The 25,885-nt window shown below is 62.3% G+C and carries 10 protein-coding genes; 3 read left to right on the top strand and 7 right to left on the bottom strand.

The window, feature by feature from the left end:
* Positions 1–223 precede the first annotated feature (223 nt).
* Positions 224–1,375, top strand: a complete 1,152-nt coding sequence (locus tag H663_RS33470; RefSeq protein WP_053173333.1) for an ATP-binding protein — start codon at positions 224–226, stop codon at positions 1,373–1,375.
* Positions 1,376–1,444: 69 nt separating this feature from the next.
* Here the strand turns inward: H663_RS33470 and H663_RS33465 are convergent, their stop codons facing one another.
* From H663_RS33465 to H663_RS33445, 6 genes are all read right to left on the bottom strand, one after another.
* Complete coding sequence (locus tag H663_RS33465) at positions 1,445–2,668, bottom strand: type II toxin-antitoxin system HipA family toxin (protein WP_053173331.1); 1,224 nt, start codon at positions 2,666–2,668, stop codon at positions 1,445–1,447.
* Positions 2,665–3,009 (bottom strand): transcriptional regulator, encoded by a 345-nt coding sequence (locus tag H663_RS33460; RefSeq protein WP_053173330.1) that lies wholly within the window; start codon positions 3,007–3,009, stop codon positions 2,665–2,667. Before H663_RS33460 ends, H663_RS33465 begins: the two co-directional genes overlap by 4 nt.
* Positions 3,010–3,273: 264 nt before the next feature.
* Positions 3,274–3,633, bottom strand: coding sequence for a hypothetical protein (locus tag H663_RS41345; protein WP_133240026.1), 360 nt, complete (start codon positions 3,631–3,633; stop codon positions 3,274–3,276).
* Positions 3,634–3,908: 275 nt separating this feature from the next.
* Positions 3,909–5,153 (bottom strand): glycolate oxidase subunit GlcF, encoded by a 1,245-nt coding sequence (gene glcF / locus H663_RS33455; RefSeq protein WP_053173327.1) that lies wholly within the window; start codon positions 5,151–5,153, stop codon positions 3,909–3,911.
* An 11-nt stretch (positions 5,154–5,164) separates the two neighbouring features.
* A complete protein-coding gene (gene glcE / locus H663_RS33450; protein ID WP_053173325.1) occupies positions 5,165–6,322 on the bottom strand; it encodes a glycolate oxidase subunit GlcE in 1,158 nt (385 codons plus the stop codon).
* 775 nt (positions 6,323–7,097) lie between these two features.
* On the bottom strand, positions 7,098–7,520 hold the full coding sequence (locus H663_RS33445) for a universal stress protein (protein WP_053173323.1): 423 nt from the start codon (positions 7,518–7,520) through the stop codon (positions 7,098–7,100).
* 277 nt (positions 7,521–7,797) lie between these two features.
* On the opposite strand from H663_RS33445, the gene H663_RS33440 reads away from it, so the two are divergent.
* A complete protein-coding gene (locus tag H663_RS33440) occupies positions 7,798–8,544 on the top strand; it encodes a tyrosine-protein phosphatase (protein WP_083451229.1) in 747 nt (248 codons plus the stop codon).
* A 92-nt stretch (positions 8,545–8,636) separates the two neighbouring features.
* Here the strand turns inward: H663_RS33440 and H663_RS33435 are convergent, their stop codons facing one another.
* Positions 8,637–23,852 carry an Ig-like domain-containing protein gene (locus tag H663_RS33435; RefSeq protein ID WP_116695885.1) on the bottom strand — a complete coding sequence of 5,072 codons (15,216 nt, stop codon included), beginning with the start codon at positions 23,850–23,852 and terminating at the stop codon, positions 8,637–8,639.
* 659 nt (positions 23,853–24,511) lie between these two features.
* Between H663_RS33435 and H663_RS33430 the strand changes: the two genes are divergently transcribed.
* On the top strand, positions 24,512–25,225 hold the full coding sequence (locus H663_RS33430; protein WP_053173319.1) for a YebC/PmpR family DNA-binding transcriptional regulator: 714 nt from the start codon (positions 24,512–24,514) through the stop codon (positions 25,223–25,225).
* The last annotated feature ends 660 nt before the right edge of the window (positions 25,226–25,885 follow it).

Below are 25,885 nucleotides of genomic sequence, written 5' to 3'. Positions count from 1 at the left end.
GGCCTCATTGATCCGGCAAGCTGAAGTATTCAATACATCAATGATGTTGCAGGTCGGCGGCAACAGAGCCGACATGGGCCTGTGCCGAAACCAATAACGTCGGACTCTGCGAGTGCCGACCTACGAGAAGACAGGTCTCACACATTTCGAACTTCAGCGTGGGGGATCAATAAGGCGGATTTTTATCCTTGTATTTTGAATATGCCATATTTAAAATACAAGGATGTTTGAACGCATCGCCCAAAACACGCTGACCTCACATCTGTCATGGAGCCCGGCTGTGGCCATTTTGGGGCCACGCCAGGTTGGCAAGACCACATTGGCACGCGCTCTGCTAGAAACCCATCCGGGTGCCATTTATCTGGACTTGGAATCACCACAAGACCGCGCCCGGCTGGGTGAAGGCCCACTCTTCTTGAAAGCCAATGCAGACCGACTGGTCATCCTGGACGAAGTTCAAAATGCGCCGGAGTTGTTTTCTGTGTTGCGCGGTGAAATCGACCGCAGCCGTCGCCCTGGGCGCTTCGTGTTGCTGGGCTCGGCTTCGTTTGAATTGCTGCGGCAATCGCAATCATTGGCCGGACGCCTGAGTCTGATCGACATGTTCCCGCTGCTAGTCCATGAAGTCGGCTCGGACCTCGCCACCGTGCAAGAGCTGTGGGTACGCGGAGGCTTTCCGCCCAGCTTCACGGCCGTCGATGCACAGGCATCGTGGGCTTGGCGTGAGGCATTCATGCGCCACCTTTTGAACACCGATTTGCCCGCACTGGGCTTGCGCGTAGATGCCGAAAGCCTGCGCCGTTTTTGGCGCATGCTGGCCCATGTGCATGGCCAGTTGTTCAATGCATCGGCCATTGCCAACTCACTGGACGTGAGCGCACCGACAGTCACGCGCTGGCTCGATCACATGGTGGGTGCCCTGCTGGTCAGAAAACTCGAACCCTTTCACGTCAATTTGGGCAAGCGTTTGGTCAAAGCCCCCAAAATCTATGTGCGCGACAGCGGACTGCTGCACAGCCTTCTGGGCGTGACCAGTGTCACCGACTTGCAAGGCCACCCCATGACAGGTGCATCCTGGGAAGGCTTTGTCATCGACCAGATTGCGGCCCACTTGCCCGCCGGGGCCAGCCTGTCGTTTTACAGAACAGCAGTGGGTGCCGAGCTGGATGTGGTGGTGGAATCCGGACCACGAAAAATCGGGTTTGAAATCAAATTCAGCATCGCGCCCAAAGTCACCAAAGGCTTCTGGCAGTCCCTGCAAGACGTGCAGCCCGATAAAACCTACATCGTGGCGCCTGTGCAGCAGCGCTGGCCTTTTGCCGAAGGGGTTGAGGTGATTTCCGTGGGTGATATCGCTGGGGTTCTGGCGGGGTGATGCCGGGGTGATGGCGCTTCAATGAAGTCACTCATAGCCTGTCGACACACCAGCAGGCGACGACGGGCGTTATGCATTTTTCAAATCACGTTGCTCGCTCAGACGCGCTCCATCCAGATACTGCGCCAGCAGGTCCATGTCTGCATCGCGCACATTCAGGCTTTTGAACAGGACTTTCCACTGCGCCACCTGACTGGCGATTTGGGCCACGGTCTGCCGAGCTTGAGCCTGCGTCAGACCGAAAGCCCGCGCCTCAGACAGCGCATTGTCGATGCTGGACTCGTGGCCCTGCGCCCCCACGCGCATTTGCTGGTAACCCAGTCCTTGCGCAGCGGGCAGGACATCGTAGGCGGGTGACAGCGCGTAATGGCCATCTTCACCACGCACCAGGGCGTGGTTCTTTTCGTGGTCGTCGGTGTTGTCGATCAGGATGTTGAAAACCATGCGCCTGAACAACTCTTGCTGCTGAGCGCGCACTTGGTCGGGGTGGCCCAGGCGGCGGATCAATTGGGCCAACTCGGGGTAGCCCATCGCTTCACCAGCTGCACGCAATGCCACATGGGCAGACAAGACATGCAGGCGCTGGGTGCCCCTGCGGTCAAAGCGTTTGATGGCCACAGCATGGCCTTGCGGCAAAGACAGCGCCAATGTGTCTGCCGTGTGTATGCCGCAAAGACGGGCCATTTGCAGGCTGGCGTATTCGATCAGTGGCGAGTCGAGTTCACCGCCCTCTGAAAACTTGACCACCCACGACGCGCCATCCATCTGCATCAGCGACTTAGGTCCTGCGCCGCCCATGGACACGCCCGGTTGCAGCAAGCGGCGCTGCTGCTCACTGACCACTTCACCCGCCATGACACGTTGAACCGCCCGATGCATATCGGCCAGACCCTCAAACGTGGGCATGGGGGCTGTAGGGGCGGGCACATAAGTTTGCGCTTGCAATGAAACGCCCAAAACGCCAAACCGGTCATCCCCTGCAAAGTACAAATACTCCAGCAAAGACAAACGGGCAGGTCGCTCGATCAAACGGATGACGCGTTCACCCCACTGATCGGGACGGGCATCGTCCACTGCACCGGCAGCCGTGTCGCGCTCGGCGGGCATGTTCAGGCCCGGACGCAATGGCAGGTCTTCGCTCAAGGCAAAGCCTTGGGGCGATGCGATCCATGCGGGGTCGTAACTCAGGGCCACTTTGCGGCGTTGGTCTTGCAAGCTCAAAGTGCCGACGCGCACGGGGCTCGCGGCGCCTAACCACCACAAGCTCATGCTGTCTTGGGGCAGGTAGCTCATGCGCGTTCCCCTGACTTTCGCGACATGCGTTGCGCTCGCTGGCGAACCGCTTCAATGTCTTGCTCTAGCGCGTTCAGGTCTTGCGCAGGGGCGGCCACTTCAGGCAGTTGAGCGTGACGCCCCATGAGCCAGAGCGCCGTGGCATACACCCCCATGCCCACCGAAGGGTCACCCTTTTCCATACGGATGAGCGTGGGCACGGACACCGCCATGCGGCTGGCCCAGGCACGCAAACTCTCTTTGCGGCGCTGACGTGCCAGTGCCAAGTTTTCGCCCAAGTCCCGCAGTGCTTTGGCTGCGGATGGGGGCAATTGATCTGCTGCTGAAGAGGGCTTTGACATCAAACAAACTTTAACAGAAGTCTAATTTTGTATCTTTTTATGTTCATGATTTATACAGCCCTGTGAAGTCTGCATATGGGATTCAAGGTGCACCTTGTGGGAGCCAGCCCTGCTGGCGATCAGACGCTTGTGGACAACACGCTTTTTCGCTTGCAGGGCAAGCGACAAAATCCACCCAACTGGTCACACACTGCTCGGACTTCATGGTTACGAATCAATAAGCCTGTACCCGCGAAAAGAAAATCGGGCATTCGCCGCAGCCAGTCAGGGGCGACAGGCCCGGCAAGGGGTGTAGCCACGCAGCACCGCAGCTTGCCTGGAAGTGAAGTTGATTTCACTGTCTGCGCCTACGCTGCGCATCCAGGTGCAAGTGCTGCGATGAAAGACCCGATGTTCGCTTTCAGATGTTGCCCAATAGCGTTCGCTGTCCTTGTACTGCTCTGACTCCAGCGCTACCGACTTTGCGCCGCACTGAGAACATTTCAGACGCGGGGCGATGGCCTCAATGTCGCTGACCGTCGGTCGGCGAGACTCGACCAAAAGTCCGGCGTTGCGGAACGCCAAAAATGCAGAAAGTTTGTGACTACATGTGCCGCAACGGAGGAACAGCGCAATATCGGGCATGAAGGAGCTTGCAAGTGTAGGAATGAAATGGTCAAGACTTTAGCCGCGGTGGCGCATCACAGGTGCAATGGTGTGTTGACAACCTTGAGATGAACCAGAGCACTCAGTTTGCTGATGTCGGACTCTGCGAGTGCCGACCTACGAGATGACATGTCTCACACATGGATGTTGTAGGTCGGCGGTCGAAGACCCGGACATGGGCCTGTGCCGAAACCAATAACGTCGGACTCTGCGAGTGCCGACCTACAGCAATCCCGTCATGCGTGCTGAAACGATCAAACGACTGACGCCAGCGCCTCATCCACCAACTCCACCCAATGCCGCACCGGCAGGCCACTGCCGCTTTGCAGATGCGTGATGCAGCCGATGTTGGCGCTGATCACGCCTTGCGGCTCCAGCGCATTCAGGTGGCCCAGTTTGCGGTCGCGCAATTGCTTGGACAGTTCGGGGTTGAGCACGCTGTAGGTACCGGCCGAGCCGCAGCACAGGTGCGATTCATTGGCCGTGACCTTGATCTGAAAGCCCAGATCGCCCAGATGCTTTTCGACGCCGCCTTTGAGTTGCTGGCCGTGTTGCAGCGTGCAGGGCGGGTGGTAGGCCTGCAGGCCTGCGGCTTGCAGGGCCTCAGGCTTGAGCTTGTCTTGCAGCAGCGGCACCAACTCGGGCAGCAGTTCACTCAGGTCGCGGGTCAGGGCACCGATGCGGGCGGCTTTGTCGGCATAGACCGGGTCGCCCTTGAGCACATGGCCGTAGTCCTTGACCATGACGCCGCAGCCCGAGGCGTTCATGACGATGGCTTCCACCTCGCCCGATTCGACCAGCGGCCACCAGGCGTCGATGTTGGCGCGCATGTGGTCTTTGCCGCCGTCGTGGTCGTTCAGATGGAACTTGAGCGCGCCGCAGCAACCGGCCTTGGGTGCGGTCACGGTCTGGATACCTGCGGCGTCCAGCACGCGGGCGGTGGCGGTGTTGATGTTGGGGCTCATGCTCGGCTGCACACAACCGGCCAGCATCAGCACTTTACGGGCGTGTTGGGCGTTGGGCCATGCGCCTGAGTGTTGTGGCTCGGGCACTTTGGCTTTGAGGCTGCCCGGCAGCAGACCGCGCACCAACTGGCCCATCTTCATGGCGGGCGCAAACAGGGGCGAAGGCAGGCCTTCATTGAGCGCCCAGCGCAGCATCCTTTGGCCCACGGGGCGTTCGACTTTGGCGTCTACCAGCTTGCGGCCGATGTCCACCAGGTGGCCATATTGCACGCCGCTGGGACAAGTGCTTTCGCAGTTGCGGCAGGTCAGGCACCGGTCCAGGTGCATCTGGGTTTTGCGGGTGGGCGTTTCGCCTTCCAGCACTTGCTTCATCAGGTAGATGCGGCCACGCGGGCCGTCGAGCTCATCGCCCAGCAGTTGGTAGGTGGGGCAAGTGGCGGTGCAAAAGCCGCAGTGCACGCACTTGCGCAAAATGGCTTCGGCTTCCAGGCCGTCTGGGGTGTTTTGGTATTCGGGGGCGAGGTTGGTTTGCATGACGATTCGCCTCAGAGGGGGTGCAAGCGACCGGTGGCGAAGACGCCTTTCGGGTCGAACTGCTTTTGCAATTGCTGCTGGATGCGTTGCTGAACGGCTTCGAGCGGGGTGTTCACGCCGGCGACTTTGTCGACCTCGGCATGGGCAGCACTGGCCCGGAACAACGTGGCATGACCGCCCACCGATTGCGCCAGCTCACGCAAGGCCAGCGCCGCCGAGGCCGGTGCCCACAACCAGCGCTGCGCACCTTGCCATTCGATGTATGGGGCATACGGCAAATCAAGCAGCGGCGCGGTTTGCGGCACCGACAGACGCCACAGACAGGCGTCGGGCGCGGGGGCGGCAAAAAACGGCAGGTTTTGATCGCCGCTGGCGCGCCAGTCTGCGGCGACTTCGGCGCTGTCCATCACGTTGACCTGGGCACCCAAGGCAACGGCATCGGCGCTCATCTTGTCCAGCGCAGATTGCACCGCGGCCACTGCACCGCGCAGACGCACAAACAAACAGTCGGCCACTGGCTGGGCGGTGGTGTCACGCACCCAGGCGCTGGCATTCAAAGGCAGGGGCTGTCCGCCCCAGCGGTGCAGCAAATCCAGCGCAGTTTTTTGCGGCAGTCCCACACACATCAGCGTGGCTTCTGCGGGGGTTACGGGCAGCACTTTGAGGCTGACCTCGGTGATCAGGCCCAGCGTACCCCAGCTGCCGGCCATGAGGCGGCTGACGTCGTAACCGGCCACGTTTTTCATGACCTGACCGCCAAAGGTCAGGTGCTCGCCCAGGCCATTGATGAAGCGTGCCCCCAAGACATAGTCGCGCACAGCGCCAGCAGTGGCGCGGGCCGGGCCACTGAGCCCGGCGGCCACCATGCCGCCCACGGTCGCCACATGGCCCGAACCTTGTCCAAAGTGCGGCGGCTCAAAGGCCAGGCACTGGCCCTTCTCGGCCAGAGCAGCTTCCAGCTCGGCCAGCGGCGTGCCGCAGCGCACCGTGACCACCAGTTCGCTGGGCTCGTAGCTGACGATGCCCGCATAGGCCCGTGTGTCCAGCACTTCGCCCGTGAGGCTTTGGCCCCAAAAATCTTTGCTGCCGCCACCACGCAGCCGCAGCAAGCGGCCATCCGCACCCGCCTGGCGCACGGCGTCGATGAGGGCATTGAGTTGAGTTTCCATGGGCAAAGATGGTAACGCCCGCCCTTTACCCGTCGCGTGAATTTTTTGAACAACTCGGTTGTGGGAAATTGCGCAGGGGGTTCGTTATGGGCTTCACTTGGGTATTTGGCCCAATGAAGTGCCCATCTCCCAACAGACCAGGCCGCTGGTCAAGCGGTGGATGCTATGGATTTGGCCCCGAGAAGTGTTCAATCGTCAAAGTTGTTGTAGGTCGGTGGTCGAAGACTCCAACGTTTTGCCTGATGGGCCCCCTTCGCCTGCAGCCAGCGCTTGGTGCCAAGCGTGCAGCGTCGGACTCTTCGAGTGCCGACCTACGAGGTGGCGGTGATTTGTAGGTCGGTGGTCGAAGACCCCGACGTGGACCTGTGCCCAATCCAAAAATGTCGGACTCTGCGAGTACCGACCTACGAGGTGGCGGTGATTTGTAGGTCGGTGGTCGAAGACCCCGACATGGGCCTGTGCCGAAACCAAAAATGTCGGACTCTGCGAGTACCGACCTACGAGGTGGCGGTGATTTGTAGGTCGGTGGTCGAAGACTCCGACATGGGCCTGGGCCGAAACCCATAACGTCGGACTCTTCGAGTGCCGACCGACGAGGTGGTGGTGATTTGTAGGTCGGTGGTCGAAGACCCCGACGTGGGCCTGGGCCGAAACCCATAACGTCGGACTCTGCGAGTGCCGACCTACGAGGTGGTGGTGATTTGTAGGTCGGTGGTCGAAGACCCCGACATGGGGCTTTACCGAAACCCATCATTTTTAGCTGAAAGGGCCAAGCTCATCGCACCAAAAGCAAGGGCACCTTGCAATGGGCCAACACTTGTGTGGCGACCGAGCCCATCACCAAATTGGCCAAGGTGCCGTGGCCATGGGAGCCCATCACCACCAAATCAAATTTGCCGCTGTCTGCGGTTTTGGAAATGATCTCTCCTGCATGCCCGACCTTGGCCATGCTTTTGGCCTGGATGCCGTGGCGCTCCAGGAAGGCGTCCACAGGGGCCAGCACCCGTTCAGACTCTTCACGGTGGTAGTCATCCACGATCTCTTTGCCTACCGCAGATCGCGCTCGGGGCGGTATTTGGGATTGCACCGTCAACAAGGTGTAGCTGTTGCTGGGGCTGAACAGCTCACTGTGCGTGACCATATACGCCAGCATTTTTTTGGTGTACTCACTGCCATCGACAGCCAACAAGATTTTCATACGGTGCTCCTTGTGTAAATCAGATGAAGTTTCAATTTACAGACACCTGAAGCACGAGACCTTGACCTGCGTCATGAATATCGGAATGAGCCAATCCGGTTTGCCTGGCCGCTGTTGTCTCGACAAAGGGCTGGGGCTGAATGTCGGGGCTGAAGCCACCGACTGCCGGGCCAATGGCGCAAACATGACAAATTTGCGCCTGGCAGACCAAGCGCAGGTGACTGACAGGCTGGCCGGTCTGGCGACAATGGCTGTGTATTGTTTATTCAAGCCTGCCATGTCTTCATCTCCTGCTGTCTCCATCCGCTTGCAAGGCGCTTCTAATTTTCGCGATCTTGGGGGCTACCGCACGCAAGATCAACGCCGCGTTAAAAGCGGCCAGGTCTTCCGCTCGGACCACCTTGCCGCTTTGTCAGCCCAAGACCTGGAACAGTTGAAGGCTCTGGGAGTGCGGCACAGCCTGGACTTCAGAGGCGTGGCCGAATACACCGCCACGCCTTATGACATTGCCGGGGTGCAGCGGGTGGCACTGACGATTGAGCCCACCGTGATCGCGCGCATGCAGGCGCTGGTGGCGCAAGGCATCGTGCCCAGCACCGATGAAACCGTGGAGCTGATGCGCGAGACATACCGCGATTTTGTGAACCGCAATGCTGGCACCTTTGGCCGGTTTTTGAAGCACTTGCTCGAACATCCCACGCCGCAGGTGTTTCACTGCACAGCGGGCAAAGACCGCACGGGTTTTGCAGCGGCGCTGCTGCTGTCCGCGCTGGGTGTGGACCGCGCCACCATCGAGCACGACTATTTGCTGACCAACGCCTTGTACAAGCGAGATGCGCGGCTGGAAGGCATGGGCCACCCGCATGTGATGAAAGTGCTGTGGCAAGTGCAGCCCGAGTTTTTGCACGCCGCGTTCGATGCGGTCGACACACAGCACGGCGGCATGCATGACTATTTGCATGGTGCCGTCGGGCTGAGCCCGCGAGAAGTGTCAGAGCTCCAGCAGATGCTTGTGCAAGACTGAACGCCGCTGGCGGGGACTTTGCAGCCCCGCCCCCAGAGCGATGGGGCTTGGTCTGCGTGGGTTCATTGCGGCGGGGGGTGCCGCTCCTGGGGTCAATGCGCCATGAGTTGAGCCTGGTCGATCAGCAGTTGCTGGTGGGCGTCAAGGAGCGACGCGCCCTGCAAAGCGCCTGAACGCATGTCTTGAGGGCTGTTGGCGCTGGCCAAGACATCGCGCCACTGCAAAGCGCTGTCACTGTCACTGCTGCCACCACTGGAGAAGGCAAAGGCCGCGTCAGCCACCAGCAGCTGGCTGCCGTCCAGCCAGGTGGCGTGGGTGCGACCGGCTTCCTGCACGCCCGCAGCCGGGCTGCGCAGCACGCCGTCGCTGTGCAGCTGCAGCGATACGATGCCCAGATCGAGCAGGTGGCGCACTTCGCCGCTGTCGCTTTGGCCGTTGTGGTTGGCGTCCTGCCAGACGGCCATCTGTGTAAAGCGGCTGTCTTGCTGGCTCAGCACCCCATCGCCGTTGCTGTCAAAGGCGGCGGCCAGGCCTTGCAGGTCGGTGACGCCAGGCGTGCCCAGCAAACCCGCGTATTGCGCAAAGGCAAACTGGCTGTGGTCATGCACCATGGCGTCAGCCAACTTGTCCCACACCAGCACGCCGTCTTGCGGTGCGGCCCAGGCAGTTTGGTCTTGCAAGTCGTCGCCATCAACATCCATTTGCACTTGGCTATAGCTCAAGATGCCGTCGCGGTTCATGTCCAGCACCACGGGTGCCACGCTGTCCAGGTTGTTGACGGTGAGCCCAGTGCGCACGATCACCTGGCTGCGCATGCCCTCGTTTTGGTAGACCGTGTAGTCACGGGCGCCATCGTTGACGGTGCCTGCATTCACCCACAAGCCGGTGCCCAGCTGCAAGTTCAGCACATCGGTGGCATGGCCATCCACCACCAGCTGGTGGTATCTGGTGCTGTCAGCCAAAGCGTTGCCACTGACATTCGTCCAGGTCTTGCCGTCGGCGCTGGGGGTGCCGGTGTGGATGTTGTTGAAGCCGACCATGTCCACCACGTCCTGGGCGCTCAGGCCCAGGGTGTTGGCGGCGCTGTCGCTGGCCAGGTCGATACGTTCAATGCTTTCGATGCGGCTCAGGCCATCGGGCGATGCGCCGTCTGCGTTGCTCACGCTTTGCAGGTTCAGCGAAGCGCCCGCGCTCAGCGCCAGCGTGTCGAAGCCCGTGCCGCCGATCACGCGTGCGAGTTGCCCCACGTTGCCACTTGCGCCCAAGGGGCTTTGCAAAGCACTCACGTTGCTGGCATTGAGCACGAAGCTGTCGTCGCCCTTGCCGCCAAACATCACGTCGGCGCCGCCGTTGCCGATCAGGCTGTCGTGGCCATCGCCTGCGACGAAGGTTTCGGAAAAGGCGTTGCCTGTCAGGGTGTTGGCCGTGGCGTCGCCCAGCAAGTCCACCTGGCTGCCCCATTGGCTGCCGCCGAAAATCACATAGGTTTTGCCCGCATCTGCGCCTGCGGCCGTGTCGGCCGTGCGTGCGCCCACCAGCAAATCGTCAAAGCCGTCGCCATTGATGTCGCCAGCCATGCTGACAATGCCTGCATGGTCACCGGCAGACTGGCCGTTGATGACAAAGCCGCCGATGCCGTCGGCCACGTCGCTCAGCTCAATCGGCGTGTTGGTGGTCTGGCCGTACACCAAATAGCTGCGGCCCGCGTCAGCACCTGTGGCGGGGTCGGCCAGCTGCGAGCCCATGATCAGGTCGGCCAGGCCGTCGCCATTGATGTCCCCGGCATAGCTCACGCGTGTGCGCTGGGGCACTTGGGTTTCAGTGGTCAGATAGACCCCGTCACCGGCCGACTGGCCGTTGATCACATAGCCGCCCACGCCTGCCGTAATGGTGCTGAGCTGGATGACCTGGCCGTCAGTCTTGCCGTACACCACATAGGTTCTGCCCGCATTGGCCCTGGCGGCCGGGTCGGCTTGCGGGGCAAACACCATCACATCGCCCAGGCCGTCACCGTTGACGTCGCCCGCCTGGCTCACGGAAAAGCCACTCAGGTCGTTGGCACACTGGCCTTGAATGACAAAACCACCCGAGCCCGCCTGCACAGCCGTCAGGTTCACCGCGCTGGTGCCGGTCTTGCCAAACACCACAAAGCTGCGGCCCGCGTCCGTCCCGGCGGCGGGATCGCTGTTGTAAATGCCCAGGATCACATCGGCCAGGCCGTCGCCGTTCACATCGCCTGCATTGCTCACGCTGTAGCCGGTCAAATCACCGCTGCTTTGTCCGTTGATGGCAAAGCCACCCGATCCGGCCTGAACAGCCGTCAGTTGCACTTTGGCCATGTCTGCAGTGCCAAACACCACATAGGTCTTGCCAGAGGGGACCGAAAGGCCTCTGGCCGCCCCGATCAGGAAGTCGGCCAAACCGTCTCCGTTGACATCGCCTGCGGCACTGAGTGCGCCTGCGCTGAACAGTTGGCCTGAACTGGTGAAACCGATGATGGTGTATCCGCCGCTGCCCGCATTCACGGCCGAGGCCAGTACGGTATCGCTGGAGGTTTTGCCGTACACGATGTACGTGCGCCCGTGGGTGCCTTCTTCGTTGTGTGCACCGGCGATCAAGTCGGCCAGGCCGTCACCGTTGACATCCCCTGCGCCAGCGACAGAAGCTGTGCTGAAGGTGGTGCCAAAGCCTTCCAGCACAAAGCCCTCAGAGGCAGCGGCCAGGCCGCTCAAGTTAATGGCGCTGGTGCCGGATTTGCCAAACACCACGAAAGCGCGGCCACTGTTGCTCACTGAGGTGTCGGCATACGGTGCGCCCACCAACAGGTCGTCATAGCCGTCGCCGTTGACATCGCCCGCATTGGCCACGCTGAAGCCACTGACGTCGCCTGCGCACTGGCCATGGATGACAAAACCGCCGAAGCCCTGGGCCACAGCGGCGAGGTTGACCTTGGGCACGAAGTTCTGCGCAATCTGCTCGGTGGTGCTGGAAAAGGCACTTGTGGCGGTCAAGCCCGCACCGGCCAGCACATCCACATACACCCCCTCGGTGCCCAGGGTCTGGTCCCAGGCGCGGAAGCTCACCGCCGAGTTGATGTTGTCCGTCACGCCCGCGTTGGGCTTGAAATAAATCCGGTTGTTGCTGCCTGCGCCCAGCAGCAAAGCCATATGGTCGCTCACCGCGCTGACCTGCGCCCAGCTGAGGCCGCCGTTGGTGCTGTAGTACAGGCTGCCCCGGCTGGTGTCCACACCGGTGATGGCCATGCCTTGCAAGGTTGCCGCACCATTGGCATCACTCACTGCGCCCATGAATTGACTGACCAAATTGCCCACCTCGCCCGCAGGGTCGAGGGGCACATCACCCAGCGTGTCCAGGTTGAGGATTCGGTCGGCCAAGACCGGTGCCGCATTGGCCGGGTTGGCCACGGTGTCGGCGCCATACACCGCCACCCCCAGGCGCACGATGACCTGCGCCCGCAGTGCCTCGTTTTGATAGACCAGATGGTCATGCAGGCCGTCATAGACCATGCCCACATTTGCCCAGCTGCCCTGCCCGGTTTGCAGGTTGAGTGCGTCTTTGGCATCACCTGTCACCACCAGTTGGTGGTAGGGCGTGACGCTGCCCAGGGCCGTGCCGCTCACGTTCACCCAGGTCTTACCGTCCGCACTGGCGCTGCCGGTGCGGATGCTGTTGAAGCTGGCCAACTCGGCCACATCGCTGGCACTCAGGCCCAGGGTGTTGCTGGCGGCGTCGCTGGCCAGATCGAAGCGTTCTGCGCCTTCGATGCGGCTGGCCACATCGGGCGATGCGGCGTCGGCATGACTGACTGCACCCAGGTTCAGGGCGGCACCGCCACTGAGCTGCAGCGTGTCATAACCCGTGCCGCCATCGACGCGGGCCAGTTGCTGGTCATTGCCGCCCTGGCCCATGGGGTTGTGCAAGGCTTGCACGTTGCTCGCGTTCAACACGAAAGTGTCGTTGCCCTTTCCGCCATACATCACGTCGGCGCCGCCGTTGCCGATCAGCACATCGGCGCCATCACCGGCCACAAAGGTGTCTGATGCGGCGCTGCCCGTCAGGGTGTCAGCGGCCAGCTGGCCCCTCAAATCCAGCGTATCCATGAAGCGGCTGCCACCCCAGACCACATACGATTTGCCCGCGAGGGTGCCGCCTGTCGTGGCGGCACTGTCTGCTGACACCAGCACATCGGCAAAGCCGTCACCGTTGATGTCGCCCCCCAGGCTGACGGTGCCTGCCTTGTCACCGGCCGACTGTCCGTTGATGAAAAAGCCGCCATCGCCCAGCGCCAGGCTGCTGAGCTGAACGGCGCTCGTGCTCGTTTTGCCATAGACCACATAGGCACGGCCTGCATCGGTGCCCGCTGCCGGGTCGGCGGCGCTGGCGCCCACCAGCAGGTCGGCCAGGCCATCGCCGTTGACATCGCCTGCATAGCCGACCGATCCGGCCAGATCGCCTGCGCAGTGGCCATTGATCACAAAGCCGCCTGAGCCCGCCGCGATGGCGCTGAGCTGCACGTTGGTGGTCGCGCCGGTGCGGCCAAACACCACATAGCTGCGGCCCGCATTGCTGCCATTGCTCAAATCGGAGGCTCTGGCACCCACGATCAGATCGGCCAGGCCGTCACCGTTGACATCGCCCGCACTGCTCACGCGAGCGGCCTGGTCGCCTGCGCATTCGCCAAAGATCACAAAGCCCTGCGAGCCCAGGGCGCTGACCGACAGCGCCTGGCCGCCCGTCTTGCCCAGCACCACATACGAAGCGCCTTTGCCATTGGCCATGGGCGAGCCCACGATCAGATCGGACAGCCCGTCGCCATTGAAGTCGCCGGCATTGCTGACGGATGAGCCCAGCAAGTCCGTGGCACTTTGGCCCTGCACCATAAAGCCGCCAGAGCCTGCAGCCACTGCGCTCAATTCCACATCGGTGCTGTTGTTCGTGCGGCCAAACACCACATAGGCCTTGCCTGCGTCGCTCATGCTCCCCACATCGGCGGTGAAGGTGCCCACCACAAAGTCTTGCAGACCGTCACCGTTCACATCGCCTGCGGCGCTGACCGCATGCAAGCCCACCGACGGGAAATCGGTCACGCCATTGATCGAAAAACCGGTGCTGGCGGTCAAGGCGTTCGCATGCATCGTGGCACCGCTGGTGCTGCCAAAGACCACATGCGCCCTGCCTTGGTTGTTGCCTGTGGGTGTGGCGTTGCCGTTGTTGGAGATCATCACCAGATCGGCCAGGCCGTCGTGGTTCACATCGCCTGCGGCGCTGACCGAGCTGCCTACGGCATCGTTGACCGCAAAGCCATCGATGGCAAAGCCACCCACGCCCGCTGCCACGGCGCTCAGGTCAATCTGCGAGCTGCCGGTCTTGCCATACACCATGTAGGTACGCCCCACACTGGTGACACCGTTGATATCGAAACCAAACGCCCCCACCAGGATGTCGTCATATCCGTCGCCGTTGACATCGCCCGCGTTGCTCAGGGCAAAACCGCTGCGGTCGCTGGCGCTCTCGCCGTGGATGACAAAACCGCCGCTGCCCTGGGCCACATCGCTGAGGTTGACCCCCACGGGCAATTTTTGCAGCAGCACATCGGTGGCTGAAGAATATGAACTCGTGCCCCCATTGACCGAAACATCCACATACGAGCCCTCTGCCCCCACACGCTGGTCCCAGGCGCGGAAGGTGACGGCGCTGGCGATGCTGTTGGAGACCCCTGCTGCGGGCTGGAAATACAAACGGTTGTCAGCATCTGATTTCAGCAGCAAGGCGTTGGTATCGCTGACGCTGCTCACGGCCGTCCAGGTGGTGCCGCCGTTGGTGCTGAAGTACAAAGTACCTTGGCTGGTGTCCACCCCGGTGATGGCCATGCCTTTGAGGGTGCTGGTGCCATCGGGCAGGCTCACGCCGCCCATCAAACTGCTCACCAGTGTGCCCACCGCGCCCGTGGGCGCAGGGGCATCGGCCGCGACCATGGCCAGGCTCAGCGTAGTGTCGGTAAGCACAGGCGCGTCCTTGACGGGCGTCACCCCAATCAGCGAAGTGGCTACGGCCGAATCCAGCGTGCCGTCGTTCAGTGTGTACTGCACGGTACGGGTGGCGGTGCTGGGTTTGTCAGAGGTGTTGCTGTACTGCACCGCACGCAAGGCCGCTTGCCATTGCGCCAGCGTCGCGGTGCCGCCCGCCGAACTCAGGCGCACCACGCCGGGGCTCAGGCTGGCGGTGATGTTGCCCATGGTTTGCCCATCGTTGACAAAACCCAGCACATCTTCGGCCGCTGCAAAGCCAGCCGTGATGGCCACTTTGGCGCTGACGGCGCTGGTGTCGTCCACGTCGGCCACGGTGACGGCGGTGTTGATGGCGGCCATGCCCTGGCCTTCGGTGTAGTTCAGATGCACGGGGTTGACGATGACTTCGCCTGCCGCGTTGATCACCTTGGCTTCCGGGAAATTCAGCCGCACCGGTGCCGTCGAAGTGCCCACGATCAGCATCTTGTAAGTGCCGGTTTGATCGGCCGTGAAATTGCCAATCGTGCTGCCCAGGTAATAGCCCCCGTTGTCCCAGCCGCCTGAGCCACCTTGCCGGGTGGATGAGGCGGTGGTCACGCCCGAGATGATGGTGCCATCGGGCTTTTGGATGTCCACACGCAAGGTGGCTGCACCCAGGCCATCGGCTTGCAACTTGCGCAGACCCACGGCCACGCCATACACGACCCCGTTGTAGCCCTGAAAGTCGGCCGCCAGGATGTCGCCCTGGTCCAGTCGCGTGTTGGTTGTACCGGCGATGTTGTTGTCATCGCGCACCACCATGGGCGTGGTGCCGCCATAGGCGTAGTAGGGCGCCTTGTAATCACCCAGGCCATTCAAGGTGCCATACATGTCGACGATCGGGGTCCACAGGCCGGACACATTGCTGTTGCTGGCCACCAAAATCGTGTTGTTGGCCGGTGATTTGGCCGTGCCCGCAGGGCCTGGCGAGGGGATGCTCAGCACCGGCGCATCATCGGTGCCCGTGATGAGCACGCTGATGTCCTGGCTGGCCGTGCCATCTTTGCTGGTCACCGTGAGTTTGTCGGTCACCGTGGCCTGAGCTGCCAGGGCCTGCGTGGCGGCCCGGCTGTTGTCCAGCGTATATGTCCAGGCACCTGTAGCGGTGTTGAGCGTGAACGTGCCATACACCCCCGCCAAGGAGGCAGGTGTTTGCAACACGTTGTCACCCGCGTCCGGGTCGGTCACGGTCAAGCTGCCGCCGACCGAGTTCACGCCGGCGTCTTCGGTGGCCGCCCCTGTGGCCGTGCCGCTGATGCTGGCATTGCCCAGCACGGGGCTGGTGATCGTCACCGTCAAAGGCGTGGCGGCGCTGGTGTTACTTGCCGCGTCTGTCGAGGTGACGCTGAAGGTTTGTGCACCCGTGGGCAGCGCTGTCGTGGGGGTCACGCTCCAGCTCCCGTCTCCAGCCACGGTGGCGGTGCCGATCACGGCGTTGGAGGTGTCTTTGACGGTGATGACTTCACCAGCCGTGCCTGTGCCGCTGATCGTCGGTGTCGTGTCGTCGGTAGTGCTGTCACCTTGCGTACCGCTGTCGCTGCTGGGGTCCAGCGTGCCAGTGGGGGCAGCCGAAGCGGTGTTGTCGATGGTGATGACCAAGGGCGTTGCCGGGCTGGTTTGATTGCTGGCGTTGGTTGCGGTCACGCTCAGGGGGTTGGCACCAGAGGGCAGCGCTGTGGTGGGCGTGATGCTCCAGCTGCCGTCTGAGGCGACCGTGGCGGTGCCGATCACCGCGCTGGCGGCGTCTTTGATCGTGATGACTTCGCCAGCCGTTCCAGTGCCGCTGATCGTGGGCGTCGTGTCGTTCGTCAGCTTGTCACCCTGCGTGCCGCTGTCGCTGCTGACATCCAGATTTGCCGGAGGCGCTGATGGCGTGGCGGGGGTGGAGGTGTCGATGGTGACGGTCAATGGCCTGGCTACGCTGGTGTTGCCTGCTGCATCTGTTGAGGTGACGCTGAAGGTGTTAGCGCCTGTGGGCAGCGCTGTCGTGGGCGTCACGTTCCAGCTGCCGTCTGTGGCTACGGTGGCTGTGCCGATCACGGCGTTGGAGGCGTCTTTGATTGTGATGACTTCGCCAGCCGTGCCTGTGCCGCTGATCGTCGGTGTCGTGTCGTCGGTGGTGCTGTCACCTTGCGTACCGCTGTCGCTGCTGGGGTCCAGCGTGGCGGTCGGGGCGGCAGAAGCGGTGATGTCAATCGTGACGACCAGGGGGGTTGCCGGGCTGGTTTGATTGCTGGCGTTGGTTGCGGTCACGCTCAGGGTGTTGGGGCCGGAGGGCAGCGGCGTGGTGGGCGTGATGCTCCAGGTGCCGTTGGCGGCCACGGTGGTGGTGCCGAGGACGGTGTTGGCGGCGTCTTTGATCGTGATGGTTTCTCCCGCGGTGCCTGTGCCGCTGAGGGTCGGTGTGGTGTCGTTGGTGAGTTTGTCGCCCTGTGTGCCGCTGTCGCTGCTGACATCCAGATTGGCCGGGGGGGCGGTGGGGGCGGCTGGAGTGGAGGCGTCGATGGTGACGGTCAATGGCGTGGCAGCGCTGGTGTTGCCTGCTGCATCTGTTGAGGTGACGCTGAAGGTGTTAGCGCCTGTGGGCAGTGCTGTGGTGGGCGTCACGTTCCAGCTGCCGTCGGCGGCCACGGTGGCTGTGCCGATCACGGCGTTGGAGGCGTCTTTGACGGTGATCACTTCGCCAGCCGTGCCTGTGCCGCTGAGGGTGGGGGTGGTGTCGTCGGTGGTGCTGTCACCCTGCGTGCCGCTGTCGCTGCTGGGGTCCAGCGTGGCGGTCGGGGCGGCAGAAGCGGTGATGTCAATCGTGACGACCAGGGGGGTTGCCGGGCTGGTTTGATTGCTGGCGTTGGTTGCGGTCACGCTCAGGGTGTTGGGGCCGGAGGGCAGCGGCGTGGTGGGCGTGATGCTCCAGGTGCCGTTGGCAGCCACGGTGGCAGTGCCGATCACCGCGTTGGCGGCATCTTTGATCGTTATCACCTCGCCAGGCGTTCCAGTGCCACTGATCGTTGGCGTCGTGTCGTTCGTCAGCTTGTCACCCAGCGTGCCGCTGTCGCTGCTGACATCCAGATTGGCCGGGGGCGCTGTGGGTGCTGCGGGGGTAGAGGTGTCGATGGTGATGGTCAAAGGCGTGGCGGCACTGGTGTTGCCCGCTGCGTCTGTTGAGGTGACGCTGAACGTGTTGCCGCCTGTGGGCAGCGCTGTGGTGGCTGTCATGCTCCAGCTGCCGTCGGCGGCCACGGTGGCTGTGCCGATCACGGCATTGGCGGCGTCCTTGACGGTGATGACTTCACCCGCAGAGCCCGTGCCGCTGATCGTCGGTGTGGTGTCGTTGGTCAGCTGGTCACCCAGCACGCCGCTGTCGCTCGACACATCAAGGTTCGCGACGGGTGCCGCCGAAGTGGTGGTGTCGATGCTGATGACGAGCGGCGCGGCCGGGCTGGTGTTTCCCGCCGCGTCCGTCGAGGTGACGCTGAAGGTGTTGACGCCTGTAGGCAACGCTGTTGTGGGCGTCACGCTCCAAGTGCCGTTGGCCGCCACGGTGGCGGTGCCGATCACGGCGCCAGAGGCGTCCTTGAGGGTGATGACTTCGCCAGCAGTGCCCGTGCCGCTGAGGGTTGGCGTGGTGTCGTTGGTTAACTTGTCACCGAGCACACCGCTGTCGCTCGAAGCATCAAGGTTCGCGACGGGTGCCGCCGAAGCGGTGGTGTCGATGCTGATGACGAGCGGCGCGGCCGGGCTGGTGTTTCCCGCCGCGTCCGTCGAGGTGACGCTTAACGTGTTGGCGCCTGTAGGCAACGCTGTTGTGGGCGTCACGCTCCAGGTGCCGTTGGCAGCCACGGTGTCTGTGCCGATCACGGCGCCAGAGGCGTCTTTGACGGTGATGACTTCACCGGCGATGCCTGTGCCGCTGATCGTGGGCGTGGTGTCGTTGGTGATCTTGTCGCCTAACGCACCGCTGTCGCTCGATGCATCAAGGTTCCCGACGGGGGCCGCAGAGGCGGTGTTGTCAATTGAGATGACGAGCGGCACGGCCGGGCTGGTGTTGCCCGCTGCGTCCGTTGAGGTGACGCTCAAAGTGTTGGCGCCTGTGGGCAACGCTGTTGTAGGCGTCACGCTCCAAATGCCATTGGCCGCTACGGTCGCTGTGCCGATGACGACGCCAGATGCGTCTTTGATGGTGATGACTTCGCCAGCGTTGCCCGTGCCGCTGATCGTCGGTGTGGTGTCGTTGGTCAACTTGTCACCGAGCACACCGCTGTCGCTCGAAGTATCGAGATTGGCGAAAGGGGGCGCCGAGGCAGTGTTGTCAATCGTGATGACCAGCGGCGTCGCCGAGCTGGTCTGACCGCTGGCATTGGTCGCGGTCACGCTCAGGCTGTTCGTGCCAGAGGGCAGCGCCGTGGTTGGCGTGATGTTCCATGTTCCGCTTGCAGCGACGGTAGCGGTACCAATCACAACGCCAGCTGCGTCTTTGATCGTGATGGTTTCGCCCACGGTGCCCGTGCCGCTGATGGTCGGCGTGGTGTCGTTGGTGAGTTTGTCTCCGATCAAACCGCTGTCGCTGCTGACATCCAGATTGGCCTGGGGCGCTGTTGGCGCGGCAGGTGAAGAGGTATCGACGGTGATGACGAGTGGCGTGGCTGGGCTTGTATTGCCCGCTGCGTCGGTTGTGGTGACGCTCAAAGAGTTGGCGCCTGTTGGCAGCGATGTTGTCGGCGTGATGCTCCATGTGCCGTTGGCAGCAACGGTGGCGGTGCCTATCACCGCGCCAGTGTTGTCCTTAACGGTGATCAGCTCACCGGCGGTGCCCGTGCCGCTTATCGTGGGTGTGGTGTCGTTGGTCAGCTTGTCGCCGAGCACGCCACTGTCGCTTGCTGCATCGAGGTTGGCGACAGGGGCCGCAGAAGCGGTGTTGTCAATCGTGACGACCAAGGGTGTCGCAGGGCTGGTGTTGCCTGCTGAGTCAGTCGTGGTGACGCTGAGGGTGTTGACGCCAGCATGCAACGTTGTGTTGGTGGGCGTCACGCTCCAGGTGCCGTTGGCAGCAACGGTGGCTGTGCCGATCAAGGAATTTGCGGCGTCCTTGAGGGTGATGACTTCACCGGCTGTGCCGGTGCCGCTGATGGTCGGTGTGGTGTTGTTGGTCAGCTTGTCACCCAGCACACCGCTGTCGCTCGACGCATCGAGATTGGCGACAGGAGCTGCAGAAGCGGTGCTGTCGATGTTGATGACGAGCGGCGTGGGGGCGCTGATATTGCCCGCCGCGTCAGTCGTGGTGACGCTGAGGGTGTTAGCGCCAGAAGGCAGCGCTGTGGTGGGCGTGATGCTCCAGGTGCCGTTGGTGGCCACGGTGGCGGTGCCGATCACGGCGTTGGCCGCGTCCTTGAGGGTGATGACTTCGCCCGCTGTACCCGTACCGCTGATGGTCGGCGTGGTGTCGTTGGTCAACTTGTCGCCGAGCACGCCGCTGTCACTTGCTGCATCGAGGTTCGCGACGGGTGCCGCCGAAGCGGTGGTGTCGATGGTGATGACGAGCGGCGTGGGGGCGCTGATATTGCCCGCTGCGTCCGTAGAGGTGACGCTCAAAGTGTTGACGCCTGCAGGCAGCGCCGTAACAGGCGCGATGCTCCAGGTGCCGTTGGTGGCCACGGTGGCGGTGCCAATCACAGCGTTGGCCGCGTCCTTAAGGGTGATGACTTCACCGGCAGAGCCAGTACCGCTGATCGTCGGCGTGGTGTCGCTGGTCAACTTGTCACCGAGCACGCCGCTGTCGCTCGACCCATCGAGGTTGGCGACAGGAGCTGCAGATGCTACGTTGTCAATCGTGACGACCAAGGGCGTGGCAGCACTGGTGTTGCCCGCCGCGTCCGTCGAGGTGACGCTCAAAGTGTTGACACCAAAAGGCAGCGCCGTTGCAGGTGTGATGTTCCAAGTGCCGTTGGCCGCGACGGTGGCTGTGCCGATCACGGCGCCAGAGGCGTCTTTGAGGGTGATGACTTCGCCAGCAGTGCCTGTGCCACTGAGCGTGGGCGTGGTGTCGTTGGTCAGCTTGTCACCGAGCACACCGCTGTCGCTCGATGCATCAAGGTTCGCGGCAGGTGTAGAAGAGGCCGTGCTGTCGATGCTGATGACGAGCGGCGTGGCGGCGCTGGTGTTGCCCGCCGCGTCGGTTGAGGTGACGCTCAAAGTGTTGGCGCCAGAAAGCAGCGCCGTTGCAGGTGTGATGCTCCATGTTCCGTTTGCGCCCACGGTGGCGGTGCCGATCACGGCACCTGCAGCATTTTTGAGCGTGATGACTTCACCGGCTGTACCTGTGCCGCTGATGGCCGGTGTGTTGTCATTCGTCAACTTGTCACCGAGCACGCCGCTGTCGCTCGACCCATCAAGGTTGGCGACAGGAGCTGCAGATGCTACGTTGTCAATCGTGACGACCAAGGGCGTGGCAGCACTGGTGTTGCCCGCCGCGTCCGTCGAGGTGACGCTCAAAGTGTTGACACCAAAAGGCAGCGCCGTTGCAGGTGTGATGTTCCAAGTGCCGTTGGCCGCGACGGTGGCTGTGCCGATCACGGCGCCAGAGGCGTCTTTGAGGGTGATGACTTCGCCAGCAGTGCCTGTGCCACTGATCGTGGGCGTGGTGTCGTTGGTCAGCTTGTCACCGAGCACACCGCTGTCGCTCGATGCATCAAGGTTCGCGGCAGGTGTAGAAGAGGCCGTGCTGTCGATGCTGATGACGAGCGGCGTGGCGGCGCTGGTGTTGCCCGCCGCGTCCGTCGAGTTGACGCTCAAAGTGTTGACACCAGAAGGCAGCGCCGTAGCAGGCGTGATGCTCCAAGTGCCGTTGGCCGCCACGGTGGCGGTGCCGATCACGGCACCTGCAGCATTTTTGAGCGTGATGACTTCACCGGCAGTGCCGGTGCCGATGATGGTCGGTGTGGTGTCGTTGGTGATCTTGTCACCGAGCACGCCGCTGTCACTTGCAGCATCGAGGTTGGCGAGGGGTGCCGCTGAAGCGGTGTTGTCGATGGTGAGGGCCAGTGGCGTGGCGGGGCTGGTCAATCCGGCGGTGTTGGTCGCTGTGACGCTCAAAGCGTTCAGCCCGGTTGGCAGGGCGCTTGCGGGCGTGATGCTCCAGGCACCGTTAGCGGCCACGGTGGCCGTGCCGATGACGGTGCCTGCGGCATTTTTGACGCTGATCACATCGCCCGCCGCGCCGGTGCCGCTGATCGTGGGCGTGCTGTCGTCGGTGAGTTTGTCGCCCAGAATGCCGCTGTCGCTGCTGGCCAGCAGTGCGGCCAGGGGCGCGGATGGTGCCATCGCCACGGGCTGGATGCTGAACGACGCCACGTTGTTGGTGTCGGCCCCGTCTTTGTTGAAATTGCCCGCTGCGTCGCTGAAGCGGTCGCTGTCCACAAACAACATGGCGCTGCGCGCACCGGCGGTGGGCGTGAAGGTGGCGGTGTAGGCCTTGCCGCTGCCGGTCAGATTGCTCATGCTGCCGCCCAGGGCAGTGACATCGGCCAGTGTGAAATCGCTGCTGTTGTCTGACAGGGTGAAGCTGACGGTGACAGCCTCGCCCGCTGCCAGCACGGTTTTGGGCGTGCTGATGGTCACCGTGGGGTTGGCGCTGTCAATGGTGAGGGGCAGGCTGACCGACGCGCTGGTTTGGCCCGTGGTATTGCTGGCCGTGACGCTCAGGGTGTTCAGGCCCTCGGGCAGTGCAGCGGTGGGTGTGATGCGCCAGCTGCCGTTGGCCGCCACGGTGGTGGTGCCGATGACGGTGCCTGCGGCGTTTTTGACGGTGATCAGATCGCCCGCCGTGCCGGTGCCACTCAGGGTGGGGGTGCTGTCGCTGGTCAGTTTGTCCCCCAGCACGCCGCTGTCGCTGCTGGCGTCCAGGCTGACCACGGGTGCCAGAGGTGCAGCAGGTGTTGGCGGTGGGGGTGGTGGCGGCGTCGGCGTCACGGGCGCGGCGTTGATGCTGAACGAGGCCACGTTGTTGCCGTCGGCCCCGTCCTTGTTGAAGTTTCCTGCTGCGTCGCTGAAGCGGTCGCTGTCCACAAACAACATGGCGCTGCGCGCACCGGCGGTGGGCGTGAAGGTGGCGGTGTAGGCCTTGCCGCTGCCGACTAGATTGCTCATGCTGCCGCCCAGGGCAGTGACATCGGCCAGTGTGAAATCGCTGCTGTTGTCTAACAGGGTGAAGCTGACGGTGACAGCCTCGCCCGCTGCCAGCACGGTTTTGGGCGTGCTGATGGTCACCGTGGGGTTGGCGCTGTCAATGGTGAGGGGCAGGCTGACCGACGCGCTGGTTTGGCCCGTGGTATTGCTGGCCGTGACGCTCAGGGTGTTCAGGCCCTCGGGCAGTGCAGCGGTGGGTGTGATGCGCCAGCTGCCGTTGGCCGCCACGGTGGTGGTGCCGATGACGGTGCCTGCGGCGTTTTTGACGGTGATCAGATCGCCCGTCGTGCCGGTGCCACTCAGGGCGGGGGTGCTGTCGCTGGTCAGTTTGTCCCCCAGCACGCCGCTGTCGCTGCTGGCGTCCAGGTTGACCACGGGCGCAACCGGTACAGCAGGTGAAGGCGGCGGCGTCACAGGCGCAGCGTTGATGCTGAAAGTCGCCACATTGTTGCCGTCTGCCCCGTCGACGTTCACCTGGCCAGAGGCGTTGGTGAAACGGTTGCTGTCCACAAACAGCATGGCGCTGCGCGCACCGGCGGTGGGTGTGAATGTGGCGGTGTAGACCTTGCCGCTGCCGGTCAGATTGCTCAGGCTTCCACCGAGGGCGGTGATGTCCGCTGCCGTGAAATCGATGCTGTTTTCACTGAGGGTGAACGTGACCGTGACGGCTTCGCCCGGCGTCAGCGTGGTTTTGGGCGTGCTGATCGCGATGCTTGGTGGCGCGGTGTCAAGTTGCGGCGTAATCGCCATGGACACCACGTTGTCGCTTTCACCGCCATCTTGGTTGAGCATGCCCGCTGCATTGCTGAAGCTTTGGCTGGCCACGAACACCGCCGCGCTCAGCGCTTGAGGAGCGGGCGTGAAGATCGCGGTGTACACCCGGAGATCGGTGGCACTTTGCACAAACTGGCTCATGCTGCCGCCTATCACGGTGACATCTTCGGCCCCGAATTGGCTGCTCGGCTCGCTCAGCATGAAGGTCAACAGGGCCGTTTCGCTGACGGACAGACGCGCTTTGTCAGAAGTGATGGCAATCGATGGAGAGGTCAAGCCGTTCATAAAAATATCTCTGTCTCAGTCATGCGGTTCAAACGCGGCCAGCCAGGCTTGGCTCATGCGGGGGTTTGGGATGCGTTGGCGTGGGGTGTGAATCGGCGCTTTCTGCGACCGACAGGTAAAGTCCATCAACGCCGCCGGTCCAGACGTGACAAAACCCTCGCTGAACCGAGAGGTTTTCAGCAAGGAGCGACTGGTGCTGGATAGGGGTCGGTGTCATGGATGCGCTACCGAACACCCCGGCGCCGTCTGGTTTTAATCAATAAGTTTGCGAGCAATGAATGAACCTTGAATGTCAATTTTGTCGATTATTTATCAAGGTTATTGTCAAAATTAACATTTAGAAATAGCTAATTGGGGTACTCAATGCATCTTTTGAGAATCCGACCCGTAGAACTCTGAAGCGACAGGCAGGCGTTTGACTTTTTGATGGAAAGCCTGCGTGAACGGGTCGCAGCACCGGCATCGGGACGTTGGCTCGTGGTCTGCGTGGGTTCATCGCGGCGGGGGGTGCCGCTGCTACAGGGGGAATCGAGGCCTACTGCGGCGTTTAAACTTGGGGGTCTTTGGGCATGCCGCTCGCCTTTATTGAGCGCGCGCCCACATCAATGAACTCGGCTGACGCGGCAAAACGCCTCGGCCGACCAACCAGGAACACTCCCATGGGCGCACAGTGGAAAGCAAAGGGTAAAGCGCAAGCTGCCGATGCCAGAGGCAAATTGTTTGGCCGTTTGGCCAAAGACATCATGATCGCGGCCCGCAACGGTGCCGACCCTGCCGCCAACTCGCGCTTGCGCCTAGTGGTCGAGCAGGCGCGCAAGGTGTCCATGCCCAAAGAGACCCTGGAGCGCGCCATCAAAAAAGGCGCGGGCCTGTTGGGCGATGCCGTCAGTTTTGAGCGCGTGATTTACGAAGGCTTTGCCCCGCACCAAGTGCCCGTGATGATTGAAGTGTTGACCGACAACGTGAACCGCACAGCCTCGGAAATGCGCGTGCTGTTTCGCAAGGGCCAGCAGGGCACGTCGGGTTCGGTGTCCTGGGACTTTGACCATGTGGGCCTGATCGAAGCCGAGCCGACTCAACCGGGAGCCGATCCCGAATTGGCCGCCATCGAAGCGGGTGCACAAGACTTTGAGCCGGCCGACGAGGACGGCGTGACCGTGTTCATCACGGAAGCCACTGACCTGGACCTGGTCAGCCGTGCCCTGCCTGCGCACGGCTTCACCGTTGTGTCGGCCAAGCTGGGCTACAAACCCAAAAACCCGGTCAACCCGGCCAACCTGAGCGCCGAGCAGCTCGAGGAAGTGGAGGCCTTTCTGGGTGCCATTGACAACAATGACGACGTGCAAAACGTGTTTGTGGGTTTGGCGTCTTAAGTGAAAGCCATGCACAACTAAGAGCAGGTCAGATCCAGCGCCCAAGCTCACAAACGTCGGACTCTGCGAGTGCCGACCTACGCGAGCCATGACTTCGTAGGTCGGTGGTCGAAGACCCCGACAGGGGCCTGCTGAAGCCCGCCAAAGTTTAATCAGGATCAGTGCACAAGCGCGCAGACGTCAGACTCTGCGAGTACCGACCTACGGGAGCCATGACTTCGTAGGTCGGTGGTCGAAGACCCCGACATGGACCTGCTGAAGCCCGCCCAAGTTGAATCAGGTTCTGCGCCCATGCTCACAAACGTCGGACTCTGCAAGTGCCGACCTACGGGAGCCGACTTCGTAGGTCGGTGGTCGAAGACCCCGACATTGGGCTGCTGAAGCCCGCCAACGTTGAATCAGGTTCAGCGCCTATGCTCACAAACGTCAGACTCTTCGAGTGCCGACCTACGGGAGCCATGACTTTGTAGGTCGGCGGTCGGAGACCCCGACATGGGGCTGCTGAAGCCCGCCCAAGTTGAATCAGGTTCTGCGCCCATGCTCACAAACGTCGGACTCTGCGAGTGCCGACCTACGGGAGCCATGACTTCGTAGGTCGGTGGTCGAAGACCCCGACATGGGCCTGCTGAAACCCGCCAAAGTTGATTCTGGTTCAGCGCC

This window comes from Limnohabitans planktonicus II-D5, assembly GCF_001270065.2.
GTDB lineage: Bacteria > Pseudomonadota > Gammaproteobacteria > Burkholderiales > Burkholderiaceae_C > Limnohabitans_A > Limnohabitans_A planktonicus.
Note: the sequence above shows the minus strand (reverse complement) of the source record. Positions and strands in the feature narration are given on the sequence as shown.

Excerpts from the sequence above, each read along its gene's own strand:
- H663_RS33465 (WP_053173331.1), bottom strand. The coding sequence starts at position 2,668 with ATGAGCTACCTGCCCCAAGACAGCATGAGCTTGTGGTGGTTAGGCGCC.
- glcF (WP_053173327.1), bottom strand. The coding sequence starts at position 5,153 with ATGCAAACCAACCTCGCCCCCGAATACCAAAACACCCCAGACGGCCTG.
- H663_RS33440 (WP_083451229.1), top strand. The coding sequence starts at position 7,798 with ATGTCTTCATCTCCTGCTGTCTCCATCCGCTTGCAAGGCGCTTCTAAT.
- H663_RS33470 (WP_053173333.1), top strand. The coding sequence starts at position 224 with ATGTTTGAACGCATCGCCCAAAACACGCTGACCTCACATCTGTCATGG.
- glcE (WP_053173325.1), bottom strand. The coding sequence starts at position 6,322 with ATGGAAACTCAACTCAATGCCCTCATCGACGCCGTGCGCCAGGCGGGT.
- H663_RS41345 (WP_133240026.1), bottom strand. The coding sequence starts at position 3,633 with ATGCCCGATATTGCGCTGTTCCTCCGTTGCGGCACATGTAGTCACAAA.
- H663_RS33435 (WP_116695885.1), bottom strand. The coding sequence starts at position 23,852 with ATGAACGGCTTGACCTCTCCATCGATTGCCATCACTTCTGACAAAGCG.
- H663_RS33445 (WP_053173323.1), bottom strand. The coding sequence starts at position 7,520 with ATGAAAATCTTGTTGGCTGTCGATGGCAGTGAGTACACCAAAAAAATG.
- H663_RS33460 (WP_053173330.1), bottom strand. The coding sequence starts at position 3,009 with ATGTCAAAGCCCTCTTCAGCAGCAGATCAATTGCCCCCATCCGCAGCC.
- H663_RS33430 (WP_053173319.1), top strand. The coding sequence starts at position 24,512 with ATGGGCGCACAGTGGAAAGCAAAGGGTAAAGCGCAAGCTGCCGATGCC.